At 72.3% G+C, this 21161-nt stretch carries 19 protein-coding genes; 18 read left to right on the top strand and 1 reads right to left on the bottom strand.

Features of this window, described 5'->3' with window-relative positions; all coding sequences use genetic code 11:
• Positions 1–151 precede the first annotated feature (151 nt).
• Both S1361_RS30690 and S1361_RS30685 read left to right on the top strand, forming a co-directional pair.
• Positions 152–397 (top strand): hypothetical protein, encoded by a 246-nt coding sequence (locus S1361_RS30690; RefSeq protein ID WP_208035140.1) that lies wholly within the window; start codon positions 152–154, stop codon positions 395–397.
• Complete coding sequence (locus tag S1361_RS30685) at positions 390–1466, top strand: response regulator (protein WP_208035139.1); 1077 nt, start codon at positions 390–392, stop codon at positions 1464–1466. The genes S1361_RS30690 and S1361_RS30685 overlap by 8 nt, the downstream gene beginning before the upstream one ends.
• Positions 1467–2107: 641 nt before the next feature.
• Here the strand turns inward: S1361_RS30685 and S1361_RS30680 are convergent.
• On the bottom strand, positions 2108–3361 hold the full coding sequence (locus tag S1361_RS30680) for a YihY/virulence factor BrkB family protein (RefSeq protein ID WP_243769358.1): 1254 nt from the start codon (positions 3359–3361) through the stop codon (positions 2108–2110).
• 131 nt (positions 3362–3492) lie between these two features.
• Between S1361_RS30680 and S1361_RS30675 the strand changes: the two genes are divergently transcribed.
• The 16 genes from S1361_RS30675 to S1361_RS30600 all read left to right on the top strand — a co-directional run bounded on the left by S1361_RS30675 (position 3493) and on the right by S1361_RS30600 (position 21161).
• Positions 3493–5130 carry an acyl-CoA dehydrogenase family protein gene (locus S1361_RS30675; protein WP_208035138.1) on the top strand — a complete coding sequence of 546 codons (1638 nt, stop codon included), beginning with the start codon at positions 3493–3495 and terminating at the stop codon, positions 5128–5130.
• A gap of 400 nt (positions 5131–5530) precedes the next feature.
• Positions 5531–6826: a helix-turn-helix domain-containing protein gene (locus S1361_RS30670; RefSeq protein ID WP_208035137.1), complete on the top strand. Its 1296-nt coding sequence runs from the start codon at positions 5531–5533 to the stop codon at positions 6824–6826.
• 169 nt (positions 6827–6995) lie between these two features.
• On the top strand, positions 6996–8330 hold the full coding sequence (locus S1361_RS30665; protein WP_208035136.1) for a hypothetical protein: 1335 nt from the start codon (positions 6996–6998) through the stop codon (positions 8328–8330).
• A 159-nt stretch (positions 8331–8489) separates the two neighbouring features.
• Positions 8490–9062 (top strand): GNAT family N-acetyltransferase, encoded by a 573-nt coding sequence (locus S1361_RS30660; RefSeq protein WP_208035135.1) that lies wholly within the window; start codon positions 8490–8492, stop codon positions 9060–9062.
• A 127-nt stretch (positions 9063–9189) separates the two neighbouring features.
• Positions 9190–9273: a putative leader peptide gene (locus S1361_RS40095; protein ID WP_310739661.1), complete on the top strand. Its 84-nt coding sequence runs from the start codon at positions 9190–9192 to the stop codon at positions 9271–9273.
• Positions 9274–9400: 127 nt separating this feature from the next.
• Positions 9401–11098 carry a nitrite/sulfite reductase gene (locus tag S1361_RS30655; protein ID WP_208035134.1) on the top strand — a complete coding sequence of 566 codons (1698 nt, stop codon included), beginning with the start codon at positions 9401–9403 and terminating at the stop codon, positions 11096–11098.
• Positions 11095–11277: a hypothetical protein gene (locus S1361_RS30650; protein ID WP_208035133.1), complete on the top strand. Its 183-nt coding sequence runs from the start codon at positions 11095–11097 to the stop codon at positions 11275–11277. Before S1361_RS30655 ends, S1361_RS30650 begins: the two co-directional genes overlap by 4 nt.
• Positions 11274–11984, top strand: coding sequence for a phosphoadenylyl-sulfate reductase (locus S1361_RS30645; RefSeq protein WP_208035132.1), 711 nt, complete (start codon positions 11274–11276; stop codon positions 11982–11984). The genes S1361_RS30650 and S1361_RS30645 overlap by 4 nt, the downstream gene beginning before the upstream one ends.
• Positions 11981–12607 (top strand): adenylyl-sulfate kinase, encoded by a 627-nt coding sequence (gene cysC / locus S1361_RS30640; RefSeq protein WP_425087563.1) that lies wholly within the window; start codon positions 11981–11983, stop codon positions 12605–12607. The genes S1361_RS30645 and cysC overlap by 4 nt, the downstream gene beginning before the upstream one ends.
• Positions 12604–13539 (top strand): sulfate adenylyltransferase subunit CysD, encoded by a 936-nt coding sequence (cysD, locus tag S1361_RS30635; RefSeq protein ID WP_208035130.1) that lies wholly within the window; start codon positions 12604–12606, stop codon positions 13537–13539. The genes cysC and cysD overlap by 4 nt, the downstream gene beginning before the upstream one ends.
• A 2-nt stretch (positions 13540–13541) precedes the next feature.
• The gene (locus S1361_RS30630) at positions 13542–14876 is read left to right on the top strand and encodes a sulfate adenylyltransferase subunit 1 (protein WP_208035129.1); all 1335 of its coding nucleotides are present in this window, start codon (positions 13542–13544) and stop codon (positions 14874–14876) included.
• A gap of 235 nt (positions 14877–15111) precedes the next feature.
• Complete coding sequence (locus S1361_RS30620; protein WP_208035127.1) at positions 15112–16224, top strand: aliphatic sulfonate ABC transporter substrate-binding protein; 1113 nt, start codon at positions 15112–15114, stop codon at positions 16222–16224.
• Positions 16225–16258: 34 nt separating this feature from the next.
• Positions 16259–17038, top strand: coding sequence for an ABC transporter ATP-binding protein (locus S1361_RS30615; protein WP_208035126.1), 780 nt, complete (start codon positions 16259–16261; stop codon positions 17036–17038).
• On the top strand, positions 17025–17903 hold the full coding sequence (locus S1361_RS30610) for an ABC transporter permease (protein ID WP_208035125.1): 879 nt from the start codon (positions 17025–17027) through the stop codon (positions 17901–17903). Before S1361_RS30615 ends, S1361_RS30610 begins: the two co-directional genes overlap by 14 nt.
• Positions 17904–17908: 5 nt before the next feature.
• Positions 17909–18661 (top strand): sirohydrochlorin chelatase, encoded by a 753-nt coding sequence (locus S1361_RS30605; protein WP_208035124.1) that lies wholly within the window; start codon positions 17909–17911, stop codon positions 18659–18661.
• A gap of 304 nt (positions 18662–18965) precedes the next feature.
• On the top strand, positions 18966–21161 hold the full coding sequence (locus S1361_RS30600; RefSeq protein ID WP_208035123.1) for a thioesterase domain-containing protein: 2196 nt from the start codon (positions 18966–18968) through the stop codon (positions 21159–21161).

Genomic DNA, 21161 nt, shown 5'->3' with positions numbered 1-21161 from the left:
GCTCTCGCAACAGGCAGTCGGTACTGCGCCTCTTCGGAATCGCGGACTGCAACACCTCCGGCGTCATCCATCCTGGTTCCTCGTCCGCAATCAGTCGGATGCAGGACAAGTCCCGCCCCCACCACGGCGGGTCGGATGAATGGAGAGCACGGTGGACCGTCCTCTGTTGTCATTGAGATCAACCCTGGTCCTTCTGCTTGCGCTGCTCACCGGTGCGGGGGCAGGCGGTCTGACGGCCGTAGGCGGGGAGGGCGCCGCGCACAGCCTGCTGGCGGGCCTCGGCGCTGCTGGACTGGCAGTGCCCTTCTTCAACCGCATCATCGCCTGCGAGGACGTCGCTGCCCAGCGCCCGGCGTCCGCGGGCGCCCGCACGGCCGAGGGAGAGGGCAATGGGTGAACTGCGTCCACTGGGCCAGGACCTCAACAGCGCCTCTCGCGCATTGGCCGAGGCGTTGCGCGAGTTATTCGAAAGTCTTCATGTGTCCGTTCGCCGGTACGCAGCCCGGCGCCGGCTCGATCCAGGCACGGTCTCGCGGTACCTGAACGGCACCCGGCTTCCCCCATGGCAGGTGATCAGCGACCTGCTCACCGATGTCGCCGAACATCGCGGGACCGCAGTGACCACCGAGGCCATCGAGTTGGTGCGAGGCCTCTACGGTTCGGCTGTGGACGCCGCCTCGTCCCCCAAGCACGCGGTGGAGATCCTCGAACAGCAGCTGGCCGACGCCGACCATGTCTCCCGGCGGTCCAGCGTCCGTGGGGACGTCCTGGGCGATGCGCTACTGGACCGGACCCAGCGCATCGCCGACCTGGAGACGCGACTGAACCAGCTGGAGGCTGACCGCCTCGCGGAGCAGAGGCGAGCGGACGAGCTCGCGGAGGCGCATCCGGATGTCTTCGGCCTCGTCCAGGAACGCAACGCGCTCCAGCTGGAGGTCGAGCGCCTTGGAGCGGCACTGCAGGAGGCACAGGCTCAGCGTGCCGCGGCGGAAGGCCGCTGTGACCTGCTCGAACGCCAGCTGGACGCGGTCGAGAAGGCGACCCCGGCTGTGTTGCCGACGGGGCAGCAGAGCATGCCCAAGATCCTCGTCGTCGACGATCAGCCGGACAATCTGCTGGCGATGACCGCGGTCCTGGCGACGCTGGATCAGGAGCTCGTCACCGTTTCCTCGGGCCGGGAGGCTCTCAAGGCGCTGCTCGACCACGACGACTTCGCTGTCATCATCATGGACGTGCAGATGCCGGAGATGGACGGCTACGAGACCTGCGCTCACATCAAACGCCGCCCGAGGACCCGGGACGTCCCCATCATCTTCCTCACCGCCATGGGCACGGAGTCCGAACACTCGGCCCGCGGATACGCTGCCGGCGCCGTCGACTACATCAGCAAGCCCTTCGACCCGTGGGCCCTACGCGCCAAGGTCGCCGTGTTCACCTCCATCTACTTGGAGCGACACAGTCAGTAGCCCTCCAGCAGGCGTAGCACCGCCTGGTCCCCGTCCCCGCGGAAGACACGGGACCGGGCGGGCCACCGTGGCACCGACCGGGGTGGGCCCGGGTCACGGAACGGGGCCGCGGGCGGTTTCGGGAGGCCGGGGTGGGTCGGGGGGTTCTGGTGGGTCGGGTAGGTCGGGGCTTCGGGCGGGTCGTGGGCTCGTGGCGGCCGAGGGAACCGGGCCGGTTCGGCCGACTTGGATCGCCGGCTGGGCCAGACCGGCGCGGCCGCCCCGGCTCCCCGGACCGTCCCGGCCGCTCCCCGCGCCGTACCGGCCACCCCCCGCGTCGTACCGCCCCCTCCTGTCCGTCCCCTCGCATCCGCCATGTCGTCCATCACTGCCTCCCTGCCCGGTGTCAGAGCCGTGCCGGGCGCTGTGTCGACGGTGGTGCCCGGCTGTTCTGCGGCAGTCCGGACGGCTCCGGCCTGCGCATTCACGCTAGGCGGGGGACGGTGTCGGACGGATCGGCGCACGGGTGGAGGGCCGGGTGGAAATCAGGGGACGGGGGCAGCCGCCTTCTCCACCGCAGGGCGCACACCCGGGGGTGGAGACAGGCACCGGGACCGAGGCAGGCGCCGGGTCGGCCACGGCGTCACCCGTCGGCTACGACGTCACGGCACCCGGTGTGCCGTCCCGCCGTCGCTGCCATTGCCGCCGTTGCCGCCATGGCCGCCGTAACCCCCTTGGTCCCCATGCCCGCCATGACCGCCATGACCCCCCGGCCCGCCATGCCCCCCATGTCCCTTGTGGGCGTGGTGCGGATTCTTCGCGTGGGTGCGCAGGCGGGCCGTCACGTCCTCCGGGGGCAGGAAGCGGGACCAGCGCTCGGGGAACTCGGAGGGCATGTCGGGGTCGTCGGGGTCGATCTCGTGGCCGGCCGCGGCACGGGCGACGTACTCGGCGACCTGCGCCCGGCGCATCCGCTCGTTGGCCTCGCGCGCGGCTGCCGTGGCGGCGGCGGGCCAGACCCGGTCGATGGCCGCGTTCACGGCCGCGCCCACGAGCACGGCGAAGGCGGACACACCGATCCACAGCAGCACGGCGACGGCGGCGGCGAGGGAGCCGTAGATGGTGGCGCCCTCGATGGTGCTGGTGAGGTAGATGCGCAGCAGGAAGCTGCCCAGGACCCACATGGCCAGGGCGACCAGGGCGCCGGGCACGTCCTCGATCCACGGGGAGCGGACCGGCACGGACACGTGGTACAGGGTGGTCAGGAAGACGATGGACAGGACGATCACGACCGGCCAGTAAAGAACCTGGACGACCGTCTCCGACCAGGGCAGGATCCGCACCACCGCGTCCGGCCCGGCCACCATCAGCGGCAGCGCCACCGAGCCGATCAGCAGTGCCACGATGAACAGCAGGAACGCCATGATCCGGGTCTTCACGATGCCCCGGACGCCGTCCAGGCCGTACATGACGGTGATGGTGTCGATGAAGACGTTCACCGCGCGGGAGCCCGACCACAGGGCGAACAGGAAGCCGATGGAGATGACGTCGGGCCGGCCCCCCTTCATCACGTCGTGCAGGATCGGCTCGGCGATCTCCTTGACGCCCTTGTCGGAGAGGACCGTGCGGGAGGCCTCCAGGAGGTTGGTCTCAAGGCTGTGGATGGTGTCGGCGCCGGTCCAGTCGTCGACGTAGCCGAGCAGCCCGATCAGGCTCAGCAGCAGTGGCGGCACGGACAGCAGCGTGAAGAACGCCGCCTCGGCCGCCAGGCCCAGGATGCGGTACTCCATGCAGGAGTCGACGGTGTCCTTGAGCAACAGCCAGGCGGTCCTGCGCTTGGAGACGTTCCGGTAGAGGGCTCTGGCCCGGTGGAGCCGACCGGCCGGCTGCTCGGGGGGTTCACTTGCTGGCTGCACGTCCTAACGGTATCCGCCGTGCCGGGCCGTCCTCACCTTCCGGAGGAGATCAGGGGTTCGACCCGTCGGGTCGCCGGCGCTGTGCCACTCTGGAGGCCATCACCGCCGCCTTCCCGGGTAGGTTCGCAACCATGGCAGGCACCTCCACGCACACCGTGACGAACCAGCCGCCTCCGTTGGTCGGCTACGACGTCTTCACCGCCGACCGGGCCCTCGCCGAAGCCGTCGACCGCCACACGGCGCCCGACGTCCTGGACGAGGTGCGCGCCGAACTGTCCGCGCTCGGCCGGGCCGCCGGCTCCGCACAACTGCACGAGTGGGCGGTGCAGGCGGACGAGCACCCGCCCCGGCTGCGCAGCCACGACCGGTACGGCCACCGGGTCGACGAGGTCGAGTTCCATCCGGCCTGGCACCGGCTGCTCGGCAAGGGCGTCTCGGCCGGTCTGACCGGCGCCTGGACGCGACCCGCGGGACATGTGCGCCGGGCGGCCGGGTTCCTGGTCTGGACGCAGGTGGAGGCGGGCACCTGCTGCCCGCTGTCGATGACGCACGCGGCGGTGCCCGCGCTGCGCGCCGACGCCGAGCTGGCCGCCGAGTGGGAGCCCCGGCTGACGTCCACGATCTACGACCGGCAGCTGCGGCCCGCCGGACAGAAGCCCGGCGCGCTGTTCGGGATGGGCATGACCGAGAAGCAGGGCGGCAGCGACGTCCGCGCGAACACCACCGTGGCGCGGCCCCTCACGGAGCCCGGCACCTATGTGCTGACGGGACACAAGTGGTTCTGCTCGGCGCCGATGTCGGACGCGTTCCTGGTGCTCGCGCAGGCCCCGGGCGGGCTGACCTGCTTCCTGGTCCCGCGGGTCCTGCCCGACGGCGGGCGCAACGTCTTCCTGATCCAGCGGCTGAAGGACAAGCTGGGCAACCGCTCGAACGCCTCCGCCGAGGTGGAGTTCGACGGCACCTGGGCGCGCCGGGTCGGCGAGGAGGGGCGCGGGGTGCACACGATCATCGGGATGGTCGCCGCGACCCGGCTGGACTGCGCGCTCGGCTCGGCGGGCCTGATGCGGCAGGCGGTGGCGCAGGCCGTGCACCACTGCTCCCACCGGGAGGCGTTCGGCGGGAAGCTGGCCGACAAGCCGCTGATGCGCAATGTCCTCGCCGACCTGGCGCTGGAGTCGGAGGCGGCCACGGTGCTCGGGCTGCGGCTCGCCGCGGCCTGTGACGACGGCGGGGAGCAGGAGCGGGCCTTCCTGCGGCTCGCGGTGCCGGCGGCCAAGTACTGGATCACCAAGCGTTGTGCGCCGGTGGTGGTGGAGGCCGCCGAGTGCCTCGGCGGCAACGGGTACGTCGAGGAGTCCGGCCTGCCCCGGCTGGTGCGGGAGTCGCCGCTGAACTCGATCTGGGAGGGTGCCGGGAACGTGCAGGCGCTGGACGTGCTCCGGGCGCTGCAGCGGGAGCCGGGCGCGCTGGACGCCTGTCTCACCGAGATCGGCCGCGCGCACGGCGCCGACCACCGGCTGGACCGTGCGGTGAAGGACCTGTTCACCGAACTCGCCGACCTGGACGGTGTCGAGGGCCGGGCCCGCCGTGTGGTGGAGCGGCTCGCCCTGGTCCTGCAGGGTTCCCTGCTGGTACGGCACGCGCCGCCGGAGGTCGCCGACGCCTTCTGCGCCTCCCGGCTGGGCGGCGACCACGGCGCGTCCTTCGGCACGTTGCCGACGGGCCTGGACCTGGAGTCGGTGGTGGACCGGGCACGCCCGACGCTGTGAGGCGCAGGCCGACCTGACCAACCCGGGGGCGGGGAACTGCGCGCAGCCACGACGGGCCCGCAACCGCCGCTGCACGGCGAGGGGCACCCCTGCCGCGCGCGGCCGAACCGCCGGACGGCAGAGGGTGGTGCTGCGCCGACACGGCACCACCCCCGCCATCGGGGGCCCGTTGAGCCCGCGGGACGCGCAGGGCGTCGCGGTCAAGTCTCAGCCACCGCTCGTCGGTCCACCAGGGTTGCAGGGGGTTGCAACTTAAGGGGGCACATGCGCGGAGTCTGTGCCTCCGCCATGTCCGGAGCGGCAGTATGAGAGGCACAGTCGGACCGGAAACCGCCGCCCGGACGACTTGACAGGTGTGTTCGATGCCCTTTTCCGGAGGACCGCAGTGGTGAACCCGCCGATGAACGTGGCGCGCCTGGCCGCCGTGGACGCGGCACAGGCGGCGCGGGTGCTGAACGAGGTGCGTGAGGCCACGCTCGCCGGGCAACGTGCGCGGGTCGCCCCCCGGCCGGTGATCGAGCAGTCGTGGGGGCGGATGCTGCGCAGCGGTGTCGATCCCGAACACGACTTCCGCTCCCGGCTGTTGCCGTCCGACGAGGTGCGGCGCCGGCGGGAGGAGTCCCCGCTGCGGCACGTTCTGCCGGTGCTGCGGGAGGGGTTGCTTTCGGTCGCGGACATCGCCCAGCACATCATGGTGGTGGCGGACGCCGACGGGCGTGTGCTGTGGCGGGAGGGGTCGGCCGCGGTGCTGCGCAAGGCCGACGGGCTGGGCTTCGAACTCGGCGCGGACTGGCGGGAAGACGTCGTCGGCACCAACGGGGTGGGCACCCCGGCGGTGGTGCGGCGGCCGGTGCAGGTGTTCGCCGCCGAGCACTTCGTACGGTCGCACGCCTCCTGGACCTGTTCGGGTGCGCCGATCATCGATCCCCGCGACGGCCGGCTGCTCGGGGTGGTGGACCTCAGCGGCCCGCTGGAGACCATGCATCCGGCCACCCTGGCCTGGGTGGACTCGGTGGCGAAGCTGGCCGAGGCCCGGCTGCGGGAGCTGCACCAGGCCTCGCTGGAAGGGCTGCGGGCGGTGGCGGCGCCGGTGCTGGCCCGGCTGGCCGGGCGGGCGCTGGTGGTGGACCGCGACGGCTGGTCGGCGGCCGTGACGGGGATGCCGTACGTGCGGCGGGTGGCGCTGCCCAAGTCGCTGGCGCCGGGCCGCCGGTGGCTGCCCTCGCTGGGTTCCTGCGCGGTGGAGCCGCTGGCCGGGGGCTGGTTGCTGCGGGCGGAGGACGAGGTCCAGGCCGGTGCCGTCCTCCGGATCGTGCTGGACCTCTCCCGGGCGGGCCGCTGCACGGTGACGGTCACGGCCTCGGCGGCCTCCTGGTCGCGGGAACTCAGTCCGCGGCACGCCGAGTTGCTGTACCTGCTCGCGGAGCACCGGGCCGGACGCGGGGCGGCGGAGCTGGCGCAGGATCTGTTCGGCGATCCCTCCCGGACCGTGACCGTACGGGCCGAGATGTCCAGAGTGCGGCGGTACCTCGGGGAACTCCTGCACCATCGGCCGTATCGTTTCCGCGACGATGCGGAAGTGGATGTGATCCTTCCGGATAATCCGCGTGACCTGCTCCCCCAGTCGACGGCACCGGCGATTACCCGGAAGCGGAATGCCACGCACGACGGCCGGACCGGTCGGCCCCCGGCGTGAATGGCCGTGCGTCCCACCCCGGCGCGGTCCGCGCTCCCTCCCCCGATCTGCGGGGACTTCACCCTGCCCGGGCCGTTCCTGCCGTAGCATCCCGTACGGGCCTCCCCACCTGTTCCTCACGTCAACGTACGGATCGTGAGGCGCAGTTGGCCCGTCCTCTGGAGGAGAGATGAAGCATCGCGGCAGACACCGCCGACGCAGACGGGGCGCGGCACTGCGCGCCGTCCTGACCGGTACGGCGCTGGCCCTCACCGCCGCCGCCACCCTGATCAGCGCCTCCCAGGCCGAGGTCGGCGAGGGCCCGGGCGCACTGAAGCCGCTGGCCTCCCCCGCGGACACCGGCCCGCTCCGGCTCCAGGAGCACCTGGTACCCGCCCGCACGCTGGACCGGCTCGCCACCGCGATGGGCCGCCCGGTCGGCGTGGACGAGGTGCTGCGCAACGCCGACCGCGGACTGCGCGAGTCCGCCGACTGCCCGTCCGGCGACCGCGCGTCCCTGCCCGTCGCCCCCTCCGCGGCCCGCGCCTACTGCTGGGACCCGGCCGACACCGCATCCGACGCCTGGCGACCCGCCTCGGTGACCACCTCCGGGGACGCCGACGACGACGGTGTCTGGGGCACCCACCGGGTGGTCCTGGCCGGCTGGACCCACAGCACCACCGCCGGCCGCCCCGCCGAGCGGGGCCTCGCCCGGGTCGCCATCGTCGACGCGGACGACCCGGCGCAGCTCGCCTACCGCTGGGCTCTGCTGGTCGTCCCGGTCGACGGCGGCCGGGACTACCGGGGCCTGGCCTCCGGGATCTCCGGCATGGTCTGGTACGAGAACAAACTGCTGGTCACCACCACGGCCGGCAGCGCCGACGCGCTCTACGTCTACGACCTCGACCGCATCCAGCGCACCACCGTGGACGGCCCCGCGATCGGCCGGGTGCCCGGCGGCTGGTCCGCCGACGGCTACCGCTACGTCCTGCCCGCGGTCGGCTCGTACCGCTTCACCGCCGGCCGCTGCGCCGCCGCCGGCCCGCCCTGTCCGGGCGCGCTCGCCCTGGACCGGGGTACGGCGCCCGACAGCCTGGTCGCCGCGGAGTGGACGGCGCCGGACGGCGACCGGCACGGCCGGCTGTGGCGGTACGCGTTCAGCACCGACCCGGCGCGTCCCGGGCTGCTCGCCACGGACGCCCGGGGGCGGGCGGACGCGGTGGAGGCGTACCGGACCCGGGCGACCGGGATCCGGGGCGTGCTGTCGTACCGGAAGCCGGGAGCAGACGGGCCGTCCTGGTATGTGGGACGGCTGCCCGGGTCGCAGGACGGGCACGGCGGGCTGTGGCGGCAGGACACCGCCGGAGCCAAGGCGGCCCGCTGCGGCGCCGACGCCTCGGACCGCTGCTGGGCGCGGGACGCGGGCTCCCTCTCCTACTGGCAGGCGACCGGGGAGGTCTGGTCGCTGTCGGACCGGATGCTGTTCGCACTGCCGCTGGCCGACCTCGACCGCGCCGTGGACTGACCCGCGCGGCCCCTGCCGGACCGAATGCCGTACGCACCGCCGCCGACCGACCACCACCACACCCCGAACCCAACCGCACGACCCCTGCCGGCCCGGGGGCCGGCCGCGTTCCCCGGCGCCGATCGACAGACCGGGCCGGGGAGTGGTTCCCTGGCCCGCATGAGCAGCGTTCCTGTCACCACGTGGTCCCTGGAGCAGACCTCTCCGGCCGATCTCCTGCCCGCCGCCGCCCCCGACGGCGACGTCCGGATCGTCCGTGCCGAGGTGCCCTCCCCCGAGTTCAGCCGCTTCCTGTACGCCTCGGTCGGCGGCGACATCCGGTGGACCGACCGGCTGGGCTGGTCGTACGCGCGGTGGCAGGAGTACCTGGAGCGGCCCGGCGTGGAGACCTGGGTGGCCTACGACCGCGGTACCCCGGCCGGCTTCGTGGAGCTGGACCCGCAGGACGAGGGCGTGGTCGAGATCGCCTACTTCGGGCTGATCCCCGCCTTCCGCGGCCGGCGCATCGGCGGGCACCTGCTGGCGTACGGCACGGCGCGGGCCTGGGACCTGGCCGAGCGGTGGCCGGGTCGGACGCCGACCAAGCGGGTGTGGCTGCACACGTGCAGCAAGGACGGCGACTTCGCGATGGACAACTACCAGCGGCGCGGCTTCAAGCTGTTCGACACCAAGGTGGAGCTGGAGCCGGACACGCCCACGCCGGGGCCGTGGCCCGGGGCATACCCCGCCTGACCTTGCGGGACAAGCCTTCCCGCAGCGCATGTGAGCGACGACACCCTTGTCCCATATTCCGGGACAAGGGTGTCCGCATGATGGATAAAGCTGGACTGTGTCCAGATCGCCGTGACACGCTTCCGTCATGCCTGGAACTGGAATTGCCTTGGTGAGTCGGCGGCACGTCGACCTCGGCCGCATGTCCAGCGCCATCTGTCCGGCGAGCTGACGCCCCAGCACTGCCGTTCATTCCCCGTACCTGATCACGCTTGCGCAATGGCGCGCACCTATGCCCGCATGCGCACGTACGCGCAGGTCAGAGCCGAATTCCCGCCTGTCCCGAAGGACGTACACCCATGGCCGCCACCCCACAGAACCCTGCCGCCTCCGCGCCCCGCCGCAAGGTGAGCCGTCACCGCGGTGAGGGCCAGTGGGCCGTTGGCCACTTCACGCCCCTCAACGGCAACGAGCAGTTCAAGAAGGACGACGACGGTCTCAATGTGCGGACACGCATTGAGACGATCTACTCCAAGCGCGGCTTCGACTCGATCGACCCGAACGACCTGCGCGGCCGGATGCGCTGGTGGGGGCTGTACACCCAGCGCAAGCCCGGGATCGACGGCGGCAAGACCGCGATCCTGGAGCCGGAGGAGCTGGACGACGAGTACTTCATGCTGCGCGTGCGCATCGACGGCGGGGCGCTCACCACGCGGCAGCTGCGGGTGATCGGCGAGATCTCGCAGGAGTTCGCGCGCGGCACGGCGGACATCACCGACCGGCAGAACGTCCAGTACCACTGGATCCGGATCGAGGACGTGCCCGAGATCTGGGACCGGCTGGAGGGCGTGGGCCTGTCCACGGTCACCGCCTGCGGTGACACCCCGCGTGTGATGATCGGCTCCCCGGTGGCGGGCATCGCCGAGGACGAGATCATCGACGCCACGCCGGCGCTGGAGGAGATGAAGCGCCGCGTCCTGAACAACAAGGCGTACTCGAACCTGCCGCGGAAGTTCAAGACGGCCATCTCGGGTTCGCCGCTGCTGGACGTGGTGCACGAGATCAACGACGTCGCGTTCGTCGGCGTACGCCACCCCGAGCACGGGCCGGGTTTCGACGTGTGGGTCGGCGGCGGTCTGTCCACCAACCCCAAGCTGGGCGTGCGGCTCGGTGCCTGGGTGCCGATCGACGAGGTCCCGGACGTCTACGAGGGCGTCATCTCGATCTTCCGCGACTACGGCTACCGGCGACTGCGCAACCGGGCCCGGCTGAAGTTCCTCGTCGCCGACTGGGGCGCGGAGAAGTTCCGGCAGGTGCTGGAGGACGAGTACCTGGGCCGCAAGCTGACCGACGGGCCCGCCCCCGAGCAGCCGGTGCAGCAGTGGCGTGACCACATCGGTGTGCACCGGCAGAAGGACGGCCGGTTCTACGTCGGTTTCGCGCCGCGCGTCGGCCGGGTCGACGGGGCCACCCTGACGAAGGTCGCCGACCTCGCCGAGGCGCACGGCTCGGGACGGGTCCGCACCACCGTCGAGCAGAAGATGATCATCCTCGACGTCGAGCAGGACCAGGTCGACTCGCTGGTGGAGGGCCTGGAGGCGCTGGACCTCACCGCGCGGCCGTCCTCCTTCCGGCGCGGCACGATGGCCTGCACCGGCATCGAGTTCTGCAAGCTCGCCATCGTGGAGACCAAGCAGCGCGGCTCGCAGCTGATCGACGAGCTGGAGCGCCGGCTGCCGGACTTCGACGAGCCGCTCACCATCAACCTCAACGGCTGCCCGAACGCCTGCGCCCGTATCCAGGTCGCGGACATCGGTCTCAAGGGTCAGCTGGTCCTCGACGACCGGGGCGAGCAGGTCGAGGGCTACCAGGTGCACCTCGGCGGCGCGCTGGGCCTGGAGCCGGGCTTCGGCCGCAAGGTGCGCGGCCTGAAGGTCACCGCCGAGGAGCTGCCCGACTACATCGAGCGGGTGCTCAAGCGCTACCAGGCGGAACGCGAGGACGGCGAGCGGTTCGCCACCTGGGCGTCGCGAGCTTCCGAGGAGGCGCTGTCGTGAGCGAGCGTGCGGCGCCTTTCCACTGCCCCTACTGCGGTGACGAGGACCTGCGTCCGCACGAGCAGGGCCACGGCGCCTGGGAATGCGGGGCGTGCAACCGCGCATTCCAGCTGAAGTTCCTCGGGCTGCTGGCCCGGGGGCTGCAGCGAGCCGACAACGGAGGGGATGACCGGATATGACGACGGCTCAGCAGGAGCGTACGACCGAGGAGCTGAAGGCACTCGCCGAGCAGGCGGGCCGTGAGCTGGAGGACGCCTCCGCGCTGGAGATCCTCCAGTGGGCGGTGGACACCTTCGGGAAGAAGTTCTGCGTCACCTCCTCCATGGAGGACGCGGTGGTCGCCCATCTCGCCTCGCGGGTACTGAAGGGCGTCGACGTCGTCTTCCTCGACACCGGCTACCACTTCCCGGAGACCATCGGCACCCGGGACGCCGTGGAGGCCGTGATGGACGTCAACGTCATCACCCTCACGCCGCGGCAGACGGTCGCCGAGCAGGACGCCGAACACGGCCCGAAGCTGCACGACCGCGACCCCGACCTGTGCTGCAGGCTGCGCAAGGTGAAGCCGCTGGAAGAGGGCCTGAAGGACTACCAGGCGTGGGCGACGGGCCTGCGCCGCGACGAGTCCCCGACCCGGGCGAACACCCCGGTCGTCGGCTGGGACGAGAAGCGGCAGAAGGTCAAGATCTCGCCGATCGCCCGCTGGACCCAGGACGACGTGGACGCGTACGTCACCGAACACGGCGTGCTCACCAACCCGCTGCTGATGGACGGCTACGCCTCCGTCGGCTGCGCCCCGTGCACCCGCCGGGTCCTGGAGGGCGAGGACGCGCGGGCCGGCCGCTGGGCGGGCCGCGCCAAGACCGAGTGCGGGCTGCACGGATGACGGCGCACACAGCGACGCACACGTCGTCCGCGGCTGCCGTCGCCCCTGCTGTGACCGACACGACCACTGCGATTCAGGAGAACCACGTGACGACCGGAGCCACCGTCTGGCTCACGGGTCTGCCGAGCGCCGGCAAGACCACCATCGCGTACGAGCTGGCGAACCGGCTGCGTGCCGAGGGCCACCGTGTCGAGGTGCTCGACGGCGACGAGATCCGCGAGTTCATCTCGGCGGGCCTCGGCTTTTCCCGGGAGGACCGGCACACCAACGTGCAGCGCATCGGCTTCGTCGCCGAGCTGCTGGCCCGTAACGGCGTCAAGGCGCTGGTGCCGGTGATCGCGCCGTACACGGACAGCCGGGACGCGGTCCGCAAGCGGCACGAGGAGAACGGGACGCCGTACCTGGAGATCCATGTGGCGACCCCGGTCGAGGTGTGCAGCGTGCGGGACGTGAAGGGCCTGTACGCCAAACAGGCCGCGGGCGAGCTGTCCGGGCTGACGGGCGTGGACGACCCGTACGAGGAGCCGGAGACGCCCGATCTGCGGATCGAGTCGCAGCACCAGACGGTCCAGGAGTCCGCCGGGTCGGTGTACGCGCTGCTGAGCGAGAGGGGACTGGCATGACCACGGTCGCCAAGGTGGAAGAGGGCACGGCCAGCCCGTACGCGCTGTCGCACCTGGACGCCCTGGAGTCCGAGGCGGTGCACATCTTCCGCGAGGTGGCGGGCGAGTTCGAGAACCCGGTGATCCTGTTCTCCGGTGGCAAGGACTCCATCGTCATGCTGCACCTCGCGCTGAAGGCGTTCGCGCCGGCCGGGATCCCGTTCTCGCTGCTGCATGTGGACACGGGACACAACTTCCCGGAGGTCCTTGAGTACCGGGACCGTGTGGTGGCCGCACATGGGCTGCGCCTCCATGTGGCCTCCGTCCAGGACTACATCGACCGCGGTGTGCTCAAGGAGCGCCCCGACGGCACCCGCAACCCGCTCCAGACGCTCCCCCTCACCGAGAAGATCCAGTCGGAGAAGTTCGACGCGGTCTTCGGCGGCGGTCGCCGCGACGAGGAGAAGGCCCGGGCCAAGGAGCGCGTGTTCTCGCTGCGGGACGAGTTCTCCCAGTGGGACCCGCGCCGTCAGCGCCCCGAGCTGTGGAACCTGTACAACGGCCGGCACGCCCCCGGCGAGCACGTCCGTGTCTTCCCGCTGTCCAACTGGACCGAGCTGGACGTCTGGCAGTACATCGACCGCGAGGGCATCGAGCTGCCGGAGATCTACTTCGCGCACGAGCGCGAGGTGTTCCGGCGGAACGGCATGTGGCTGACCGCCGGTGAGTGGGGCGGCCCGAAGGACGGCGAGACCGTGGAGAAGCGGCTCGTGCGGTACCGGACGGTGGGTGACATGTCCTGCACGGGCGCCGTCGACTCGGAGGCGACCACGCTGGACGCCGTCATCGCCGAGATCGCCGCGTCCCGGCTGACCGAGCGGGGCGCGACCCGCGCCGACGACAAGATGTCCGAGGCCGCGATGGAAGACCGCAAGCGCGAGGGGTACTTCTAAGCATGAGCACGACCACGACCGAGGCGCTCCCGGCCACCACCCTGCTGCGGTTCGCCACCGCCGGCTCCGTCGACGACGGCAAGTCCACGCTCGTCGGACGGCTGCTGCACGACTCCAAGTCGGTCCTCGCCGACCAGCTGGAGGCCGTGGAGCGCGCCTCCGCGAGCCGCGGCCAGGAAGGCCCGGACCTCGCACTGCTCACCGACGGCCTGCGCGCCGAGCGGGAGCAGGGCATCACCATCGACGTCGCCTACCGCTACTTCGCGACCCCGCGCCGCCGGTTCATCCTCGCCGACACGCCCGGTCACGTGCAGTACACCCGCAACATGGTGACGGGCGCCTCCACGGCCGAACTGACGGTGATCCTCGTCGACGCGCGCAACGGCGTGGTCGAGCAGACCCGCCGGCACGCGGCCATCGCCGCCCTGCTCCGCGTCCCGCACGTGGTGCTGGCCGTCAACAAGATGGACCTGGTCGGCTACGAGGAGTCCGTGTTCGCCACGATCGCCGAGGAGTTCACGGCGTACGCCACCGAGCTGGGCGTCCCCGAGGTCACCGCGATCCCGATCTCGGCACTGGCCGGCGACAACGTGGTGGAGCCGTCCGCGAACATGGACTGGTACGGCGGCCCGACCGTGCTGGAGCACCTGGAGACCGTCCCGGTCAGCCACGATCTGGCGCACTGCCACGCGCGGCTGCCCGTGCAGTACGTGATCCGGCCGCAGACCGCCGAGCACCCGGACTACCGGGGCTACGCGGGCCAGATCGCGGCCGGCTCCTTCCGGGTGGGCGAGCCGGTCACCGTCCTGCCGTCCGGCCGTACGACGACGATCGCCGGCATCGACCTGCTGGGCGAGCCGGTCGACGTGGCCTGGACGACGCAGTCGGTGACGGTGCTGCTGGCGGACGACATCGACGTCTCGCGCGGCGACCTGATCGTACCGACGAAGGACGCGCCGGCCACCACGCAGGACGTGGAGGCGACCGTCTGCCACGTCGCCGACGCCCCGCTGACCGTCGGCCACCGGGTGCTGCTCAAGCACGGCACGCGCACGGTCAAGGCGATCGTGAAGGACATCCCGTCCCGCCTGACGCTCGACGACCTGTCCCTGCACCCGCACCCGGGACAGCTCGTCGCCAACGACATCGGCCGGGTGAAGATCCGTACCGCCGAGCCGCTGCCGGTCGACTCCTATGCCGACTCGCGCCGCACGGGCTCGTTCATCCTGATCGACCCCTCCGACGGCACCACGCTCACCGCCGGCATGGTCGGCGAGTCGTTCGCCGCCCCCGAGCCGGTCAGGGACGAGGCCGACGACGACGGCTGGGACTTCTGAACATGAACTCCAGCGACTTCTACTCGACGTTCGCGAAGGAGGGCGGCCGCATCGGCAGCGGCGCCCTCGGCAGCGGGCAGGGCGGAGTGGCGCGATGTGTGCGCTGACGTACGCGCACCGCTTGCGCGCCCCGTCCCCCCACCCGACGTCCCGGACGAGACGAAGACCTTTTGCCGAACTCCCGGCCACGGCCTGAAAGCCCGTGACCGCCGGGCCAACGAGAGGAAACCCTCCCGTGCCTGCCATCCGCTCATCGTTCCTGCGCCGCGGCGTCGCCGTGGCGGCCGCGCTTCCCCTGCTCACGCTCGCCGCCTGCGGCTACGGGTCCAAGTCCACGACCGACAACGCCAAGGAGAAGGTCGCCGCCGGCTCGTCCGAGATCGACGGCCTCGGATCCGTCAAGATCGGCTACTTCGGCAACCTGACCCACGGCACCGCGCTCGTCGCCCGCCAGCAGGGCCTGTTCCAGAAGGCCCTGGGCGCCACCAAGGCGGACTACCAGATCTTCAACGCCGGTCCCTCGGAGATCGAGGCGCTCAACTCGGGCTCCATCGACATCGGCTGGATCGGCCCGTCCCCGTCGATCAACGGGTACGTCAAGTCCAACGGCAAGGGCCTGAGGATCATCGGCGGCTCGGCCTCCGGCGGCGTGAAGCTCGTCGTCAACCCGAAGAAGATCACGTCCCTGAAGGACGTCAAGGGCAAGAAGATCGCGACGCCCCAGCTCGGCAACACGCAGGACGTGGCGTTCCTCAACTGGATCGCCGACCAGGGCTGGAAGGTCGACGCGAACACCGGCAAGGGCGATGTGTCGGTGGTCCGCACCGACAACAAGATCACCCCGGACGCCTACAAGTCCGGTGCCATCGACGGCGCCTGGGTGCCGGAGCCGACCGCGTCCAAGCTGGTCGCCGAGGGCGGCAAGGTGCTGCTCGACGAGGCCTCGCTGTGGCCGGACAAGAAGTTCGTGATCACGAACATCATCGTGCGCCAGGCCTTCCTCAAGGAGCACCCGAAGGCCGTCGAGGCCGTGCTGAAGGCCTCGGTCGAGGCCAACAAGTGGATCAACGCCAACCCCGACCAGGCGAAGGCCGTGGCGAACAAGCAGCTCGAGGCGGACTCGGGCAAGGCGCTCTCGCCCAAGGTCCTGGACCCGGCGTGGAAGTCCATCCGGTTCACCGACGACCCGCTGGCCGCCACCCTCGACACCGAGGCGAAGCACGCGGTCAAGGCCGGCCTGCTGGAGAAGCCGGACCTCAAGGGGATCTACGACCTGACGATCCTCAACAAGGTCCTCAAGGCCGAGGGCGCGAACACGGTCGACGACGCCGGTCTCGGCGCCAGCTGATTCCCGCCCGATGAGTTCCCAGGAGGTGACGACCATGGCAACGACCCTCGCCAAGGCCCCGGAGTCGGTGGAGTACGCCGCCCGCCTTGAGCACGTCTCGAAGTCCTTCGCAGGACCGGGCGGGCAGCAGCTCGTCCTGGACGACATCAGCCTCGATGTCGCGCCCGGCGAGTTCGTCACCCTCCTGGGGGCCTCGGGCTGCGGCAAGTCCACCCTGCTCAACCTGGTCGCCGGCCTGGACCGGCCGACCGCCGGCTCCATCGGGACGGACGGCCGCCCCGCCCTGATGTTCCAGGAGCACGCCCTCTTCCCGTGGCTGACCGCGGGCAAGAACATCGAACTCGCCCTCAAGCTCCGGGGGGTGCCGAAGAACGACCGTCGCGGCAAGACCGAGGAGCTGCTCGAACTCGTCCGTCTGAAGGGCGCGTACGGCAAGCGGGTGCACGAGCTGTCGGGCGGTATGCGCCAGCGCGTGGCGCTGGCCCGCGCGCTCGCCCAGGAGAGCAACCTGCTGCTGATGGACGAGCCGTTCGCGGCACTGGACGCCATCACGCGGGACGTGCTGCACGACGAGCTGACCCGCATCTGGGCGGAGACGGGCCTGTCCGTCCTGTTCGTCACGCACAACGTGCGCGAGGCGGTGCGGCTCGCCCAGCGGGTCGTGCTGCTGTCCTCGCGCCCCGGCCGGATCGCGCGCGAGTGGTCGGTCGACATTCCGCAGCCGCGGCGCATCGAGGACGCGCCCGTGGCCGAACTGTCCCTTGAGATCACCGATGTACTGCGTGGGGAGATCCGCCGTCATGGCCAGCACTGAGACGACGCCGGCCCAGGACGCCGGAAGCGTCGAGGCGGGCCTCGACGCGCTGGAGACCACGGCCACCGGCCGTACGCCCTTCAGCCAGACCTTCAAGAACAAGATCCTGCCGCCCGTCATCGCCGTCGTCGTGGTGCTGGTGGCGTGGAGCCTGCTCTACCCGGTCGTCGACGACCCGTCGAAGCTGCCCTCCCCCCAGGACGTGTGGGCCGAGGTCGAGGACCAGTGGCTCAAGGGGAGCCTGCTCGACTACATCTGGGGCAGCGTCTCCCGCGGCCTGCTGGGCTTCCTGCTCGCGCTGGCCATCGGTACGCCGCTGGGCCTGCTGGTGGCGCGGGTGAAGTTCGTGCGCGCGGCCATCGGCCCGATCCTGTCCGGTCTGCAGTCGCTGCCCTCGGTCGCCTGGGTCGCGCCGGCGGTGATCTGGCTGGGCCTGAACAACTCGGTGATGTTCACCGTGATCCTGCTCGGTGCCGTCCCCTCGATCGCCAACGGTCTGGTGTCGGGTGTCGACCAGGTGCCCCCGCTGTTCCTGCGCGCGGGCCGCACGCTGGGCGCGACCGGACTGCGCGGCACCTGGCACATCGTGATGCCGGCGGCGCTGCCCGGGTACGTGGCCGGGCTGAAGCAGGGGTGGGCGTTCTCCTGGCGTTCGCTGATGGCCGCCGAGATCATCGCCCAGTCTCCGGACATGGGCATGGGCCTGGGCCAGCTGCTGGAGGTGGGCCGCACCAACAGCAGCATGGCGACGGTCTTCCTCGCCATCCTGCTCATCCTGTTCGTCGGCATAGCGATCGACCTGCTCATCTTCAGCCCGCTGGAGCGGTGGGTGCTGCGCAGCCGCGGCCTGCTGGTGAAGAGCTGAGTCCCATGCGCCCTGTGCAGCCGGTCCGTCCCGTCCTCGTCGTCATCGCCCACGGCAGCCGCGATCCGCGCCATGCCGCGACGGTGCACGCCCTCGTACGCCGGGTGCGGTCGCTGCGCCCGGACGTGCGGGTGGAGACCGGCTTCCTGGACTTCAACGTCCCGTCCGTGCGGGGGGTGCTGGAGTCGCTGGCGGCGGAGGGCGTCCGTGACGTCGTGGCCCTGCCCCTGCTGCTGACGCGCGCGTTCCACGCGAAGGCGGACATCCCCGCCGTGCTGCGGGACGCGCCGCCGCAGCTGCGCATCCGCCAGGCGGAGGTGCTCGGCCCGTCGCCGCTGCTCCTGTCCGCCCTCGAACGGCGTCTGTACGAGGCGGGGCTGTCCCCCGCCGACAAGTCCTCGACCGGGGTCGTGCTGGCCTCGGCGGGGTCCTCCGACCCGGAGGCGATCGCAGTGATCGCCGACATCGCGCGGGAGTGGTGGCACACCGGTTGGTGCGCCGTGCGGCCTGCGTTCGCCTCCGCTTCCCTTCCCCGCACCGAGGACGCGGTACGTGAGCTGCGTGCCCTCGGCTGCGAGCGGGTGGCCGTGGCGCCGTACGTGCTGGCGCCCGGTTTCCTGCCGGACCGCATCGCGCGCGGCGCGGCCGGGGCGGACGTCCTGGGCGGTGTGCTGGGTGCGGCGCCCGAGGTGGCCCGGGTTCTCGTGGAGCGGTACGAGGGGGCTTGCCGCCCTGCAGTGGCTGCTCTCGGTGCGTGAGCGCGGGGGGGCCTGCCGCCCTGCTGTGACGGCCTTCGGCGCGTGAGCGCGGGTTCGGCCGGGGCGCCGGTCCGCGTCGTCGGGGTGTGTCCGTTCGCCTCGGCCCGCGGGTTCCTGGTGGCCGCTCCCGCCCGCGCGGCGGGGCCGCACATCGGCACCTCCCCGCGGCCCTGGGGCGTCGCAGTGCCGTCGGCTGCCGTGGCGCCCCGGTCCCGACCTGCTCGGTTTCCCCGAAAAACGCTCCCCGGCGGGGACGGATCTGCTGGGATGGACTCCTGAGCACTATCGGGGGAGAACGGTTCACGTGGCCGGTCAGGAGTTCGGGCATCACCTGGGGCTGCCCAGGGCCCTTTCGGGTCTGCCGCTCAGCCCGCTCGTGCCCGGGTACGGCACCCTCGCCGCCGCCCAGCACGCGGCGGGCCTGCGCCATCTCGGCGAGGTGCTGGGGGCCGGTCCCGGCGGGTTACGGGTGCTGGACGGGCTCTACGTGCCCGCGGGGGTGCGCGGCCGGCGCCGGGTGGACGCGCCGCTGCTGGAGGGGCTGGCCGGCTCCTCGGACGCCGCTCTCGCCCCGCTCGCCGCGCGGCTGGCCGAGCTGCACCGCGCCGACCCGCAGGCACCCCGGCGGATCGTCCTCTACCAGCTGATCAATCTGCTCCAGGACCAGCCCGACGGCCAACGCGCCGCACTGCTCGGCCGGTTGGGCGTGCACGCCGCCGAGGTGGCGGGCCTGCTGGCGGCGGCCCGGGTGCGCCCCACGCTCGACCGGCGGCAGCGGGACGCCGCCGAGTCCCTGGCCGACGCCCGGGCGCAGGGGCGGCTGCACCGGCTGCGGGCCCTGCTCGGCCGGCTCCCCGAGAACGGTGCCGACCCGGCGCTGGCGGCCCTGCGGGCCGAGGCGGCCGAGGGGCTGCGCGCCGCCGAGGACGCCGTGCGGGCCGGGCGAAGGGCCGAGGAGCGCGACGACCGGGAGGCGGCGAGCGCCGGGTACCTGTCGGCGCTGCGCGCTGCCTGCGACGACCGGCGGGCACTCGGCGGACTGGTCCGCGTGCACGGCCGCCGCCCCGCGCTCGACGCCGAACTCCGCTCCGATCACGTCGAGTTGAGCTGGAAGGATCACCGGGAGACGCCCGGCGAGTGGCGGCTGCTGCGGCTGTACCGGGACGGTCGCGGCCGGCCCGCCGTACGCTCCGTCCCCGGTGCCGCCACGGCCGGCGCGGGCACGGTGCGGGACACCGGCGCCGAACCGGGCACCACGGTCCGGTACGCGGCGCTGCCGCTGCGCGACGGCCGGCCGGACGGCCCGCCACTGGTGTCCCGGCGGCTGCTCGTGGCCCCCGAGGTGGAACGCCCGGAGCTGACGGACGGACCGGAGCGGATCGACTGCACCTGGCGGCGGCCGCCCGGCGCAGCCGACGTCACGGTCGAGCACACCGGGCCCGACGGGAACGCCGGCCGACTGGCCGTGCGGGCCGACGGGTTCACCGCCCGCGGACTGCCGGCCGGCAGCCATGCCTTCCGTGTCGTGTGCCACTACCGGACGGCCGACGGCCGTACGGTCCGCTCCCCCGGCCTCCGGACGACCGCCACCGTGCACCCGTGGCCGGAACCCGTGCGCACGCTGACCGCCCGGCCCGCCGAGGGCACCGTACGCTTCGACTGGACCGGGGCGCAGGACGCCGAGGTCCGGCTGGTGACCTGGCCCGGCGGCGCCCCGCGGCCGGGCGCCGAGCTGCGCACCGACGAGCTGCCGCCCCCGCTGGACTGGCCCGGCGCGGCGGGCGCCCTGTGCCCGCCGCCCGGCACGTACACCGAGGTCGCCGCGGTGGCCGTGCGCGGCGACCGGGCGCTCGCGGGGCCGACGGTCGGCGTGGAGGCCGTACGGCCCGTACCCGGACTGGCCGTGCACCGGCTGCCGGACGGGCAGGCGCGGATCGTGCTGGACTGGCCCGAGGACGCCGCCCACCTGGTGGTCGGCTGGGCGCCGGTGGGGTCCGCGGGCGGCGGGGAACGCACCGTCACCGCACACGCCTACCGGCGCGGCGGACTGCACCTGCCCGTCGGTCCGGGCGCCGTCCTGGTGCGCGCAGCACCGGTGCCCCGGGTGCCCGGCGCGGTGGCCGTGCTGCCCGCCACGGCGGAGGTGCTGGTACCGGCGGACGTGGCGGTCTCCTACCGGCTGGTGCCTGCGCAGAGACGGTTGCTCGGCCGGGGACGCCCACGGCTGCGGGTCGCGCTGACCGCGTCCGGCGAACCGGGGGAGGTCCCGGAGTTCGTGTGCGTCGCGCGCGGCGGCACCCTCCGCCCGCGCGACGCCACCGACGGTACGACCCTCCTGCGGATCCCCGGCCCCGAACTCGCCCGGCACGGCAGCCTCGAACGGGAACTGCCGGCCGCCCCCTGCCCGACCCCCTACACCCTGCGCTGCTTCCTGCTCGGGGAGCACGCCGCCTCGGTCCGACTCGAAGAACCCTCTCTCGCCAGCCTGGTGGTGCGCTGA

This window comes from Streptomyces cyanogenus (genome assembly GCF_017526105.1).
Taxonomy (GTDB): Bacteria; Actinomycetota; Actinomycetes; order Streptomycetales; family Streptomycetaceae; genus Streptomyces; species Streptomyces cyanogenus.
This window is presented reverse-complemented; position numbering and strand designations above follow the sequence as displayed.

Bases quoted from the DNA above. Each gene is read 5' to 3' on its own strand.
- S1361_RS30685 (WP_208035139.1), top strand. From the start codon at position 390: ATGGGTGAACTGCGTCCACTGGGCCAGGACCTCAACAGCGCCTCTCGC.
- S1361_RS30670 (WP_208035137.1), top strand. From the start codon at position 5,531: ATGAACGTGGCGCGCCTGGCCGCCGTGGACGCGGCACAGGCGGCGCGG.
- S1361_RS30615 (WP_208035126.1), top strand. From the start codon at position 16,259: ATGGCAACGACCCTCGCCAAGGCCCCGGAGTCGGTGGAGTACGCCGCC.
- S1361_RS30610 (WP_208035125.1), top strand. From the start codon at position 17,025: ATGGCCAGCACTGAGACGACGCCGGCCCAGGACGCCGGAAGCGTCGAG.
- S1361_RS30605 (WP_208035124.1), top strand. From the start codon at position 17,909: ATGCGCCCTGTGCAGCCGGTCCGTCCCGTCCTCGTCGTCATCGCCCAC.
- cysD (WP_208035130.1), top strand. From the start codon at position 12,604: ATGACCACGGTCGCCAAGGTGGAAGAGGGCACGGCCAGCCCGTACGCG.
- S1361_RS40095 (WP_310739661.1), top strand. From the start codon at position 9,190: ATGCCTGGAACTGGAATTGCCTTGGTGAGTCGGCGGCACGTCGACCTC.
- cysC (WP_425087563.1), top strand. From the start codon at position 11,981: ATGACGGCGCACACAGCGACGCACACGTCGTCCGCGGCTGCCGTCGCC.
- S1361_RS30665 (WP_208035136.1), top strand. From the start codon at position 6,996: ATGAAGCATCGCGGCAGACACCGCCGACGCAGACGGGGCGCGGCACTG.
- S1361_RS30675 (WP_208035138.1), top strand. From the start codon at position 3,493: ATGGCAGGCACCTCCACGCACACCGTGACGAACCAGCCGCCTCCGTTG.
- S1361_RS30630 (WP_208035129.1), top strand. From the start codon at position 13,542: ATGAGCACGACCACGACCGAGGCGCTCCCGGCCACCACCCTGCTGCGG.
- S1361_RS30660 (WP_208035135.1), top strand. From the start codon at position 8,490: ATGAGCAGCGTTCCTGTCACCACGTGGTCCCTGGAGCAGACCTCTCCG.
- S1361_RS30645 (WP_208035132.1), top strand. From the start codon at position 11,274: ATGACGACGGCTCAGCAGGAGCGTACGACCGAGGAGCTGAAGGCACTC.
- S1361_RS30655 (WP_208035134.1), top strand. From the start codon at position 9,401: ATGGCCGCCACCCCACAGAACCCTGCCGCCTCCGCGCCCCGCCGCAAG.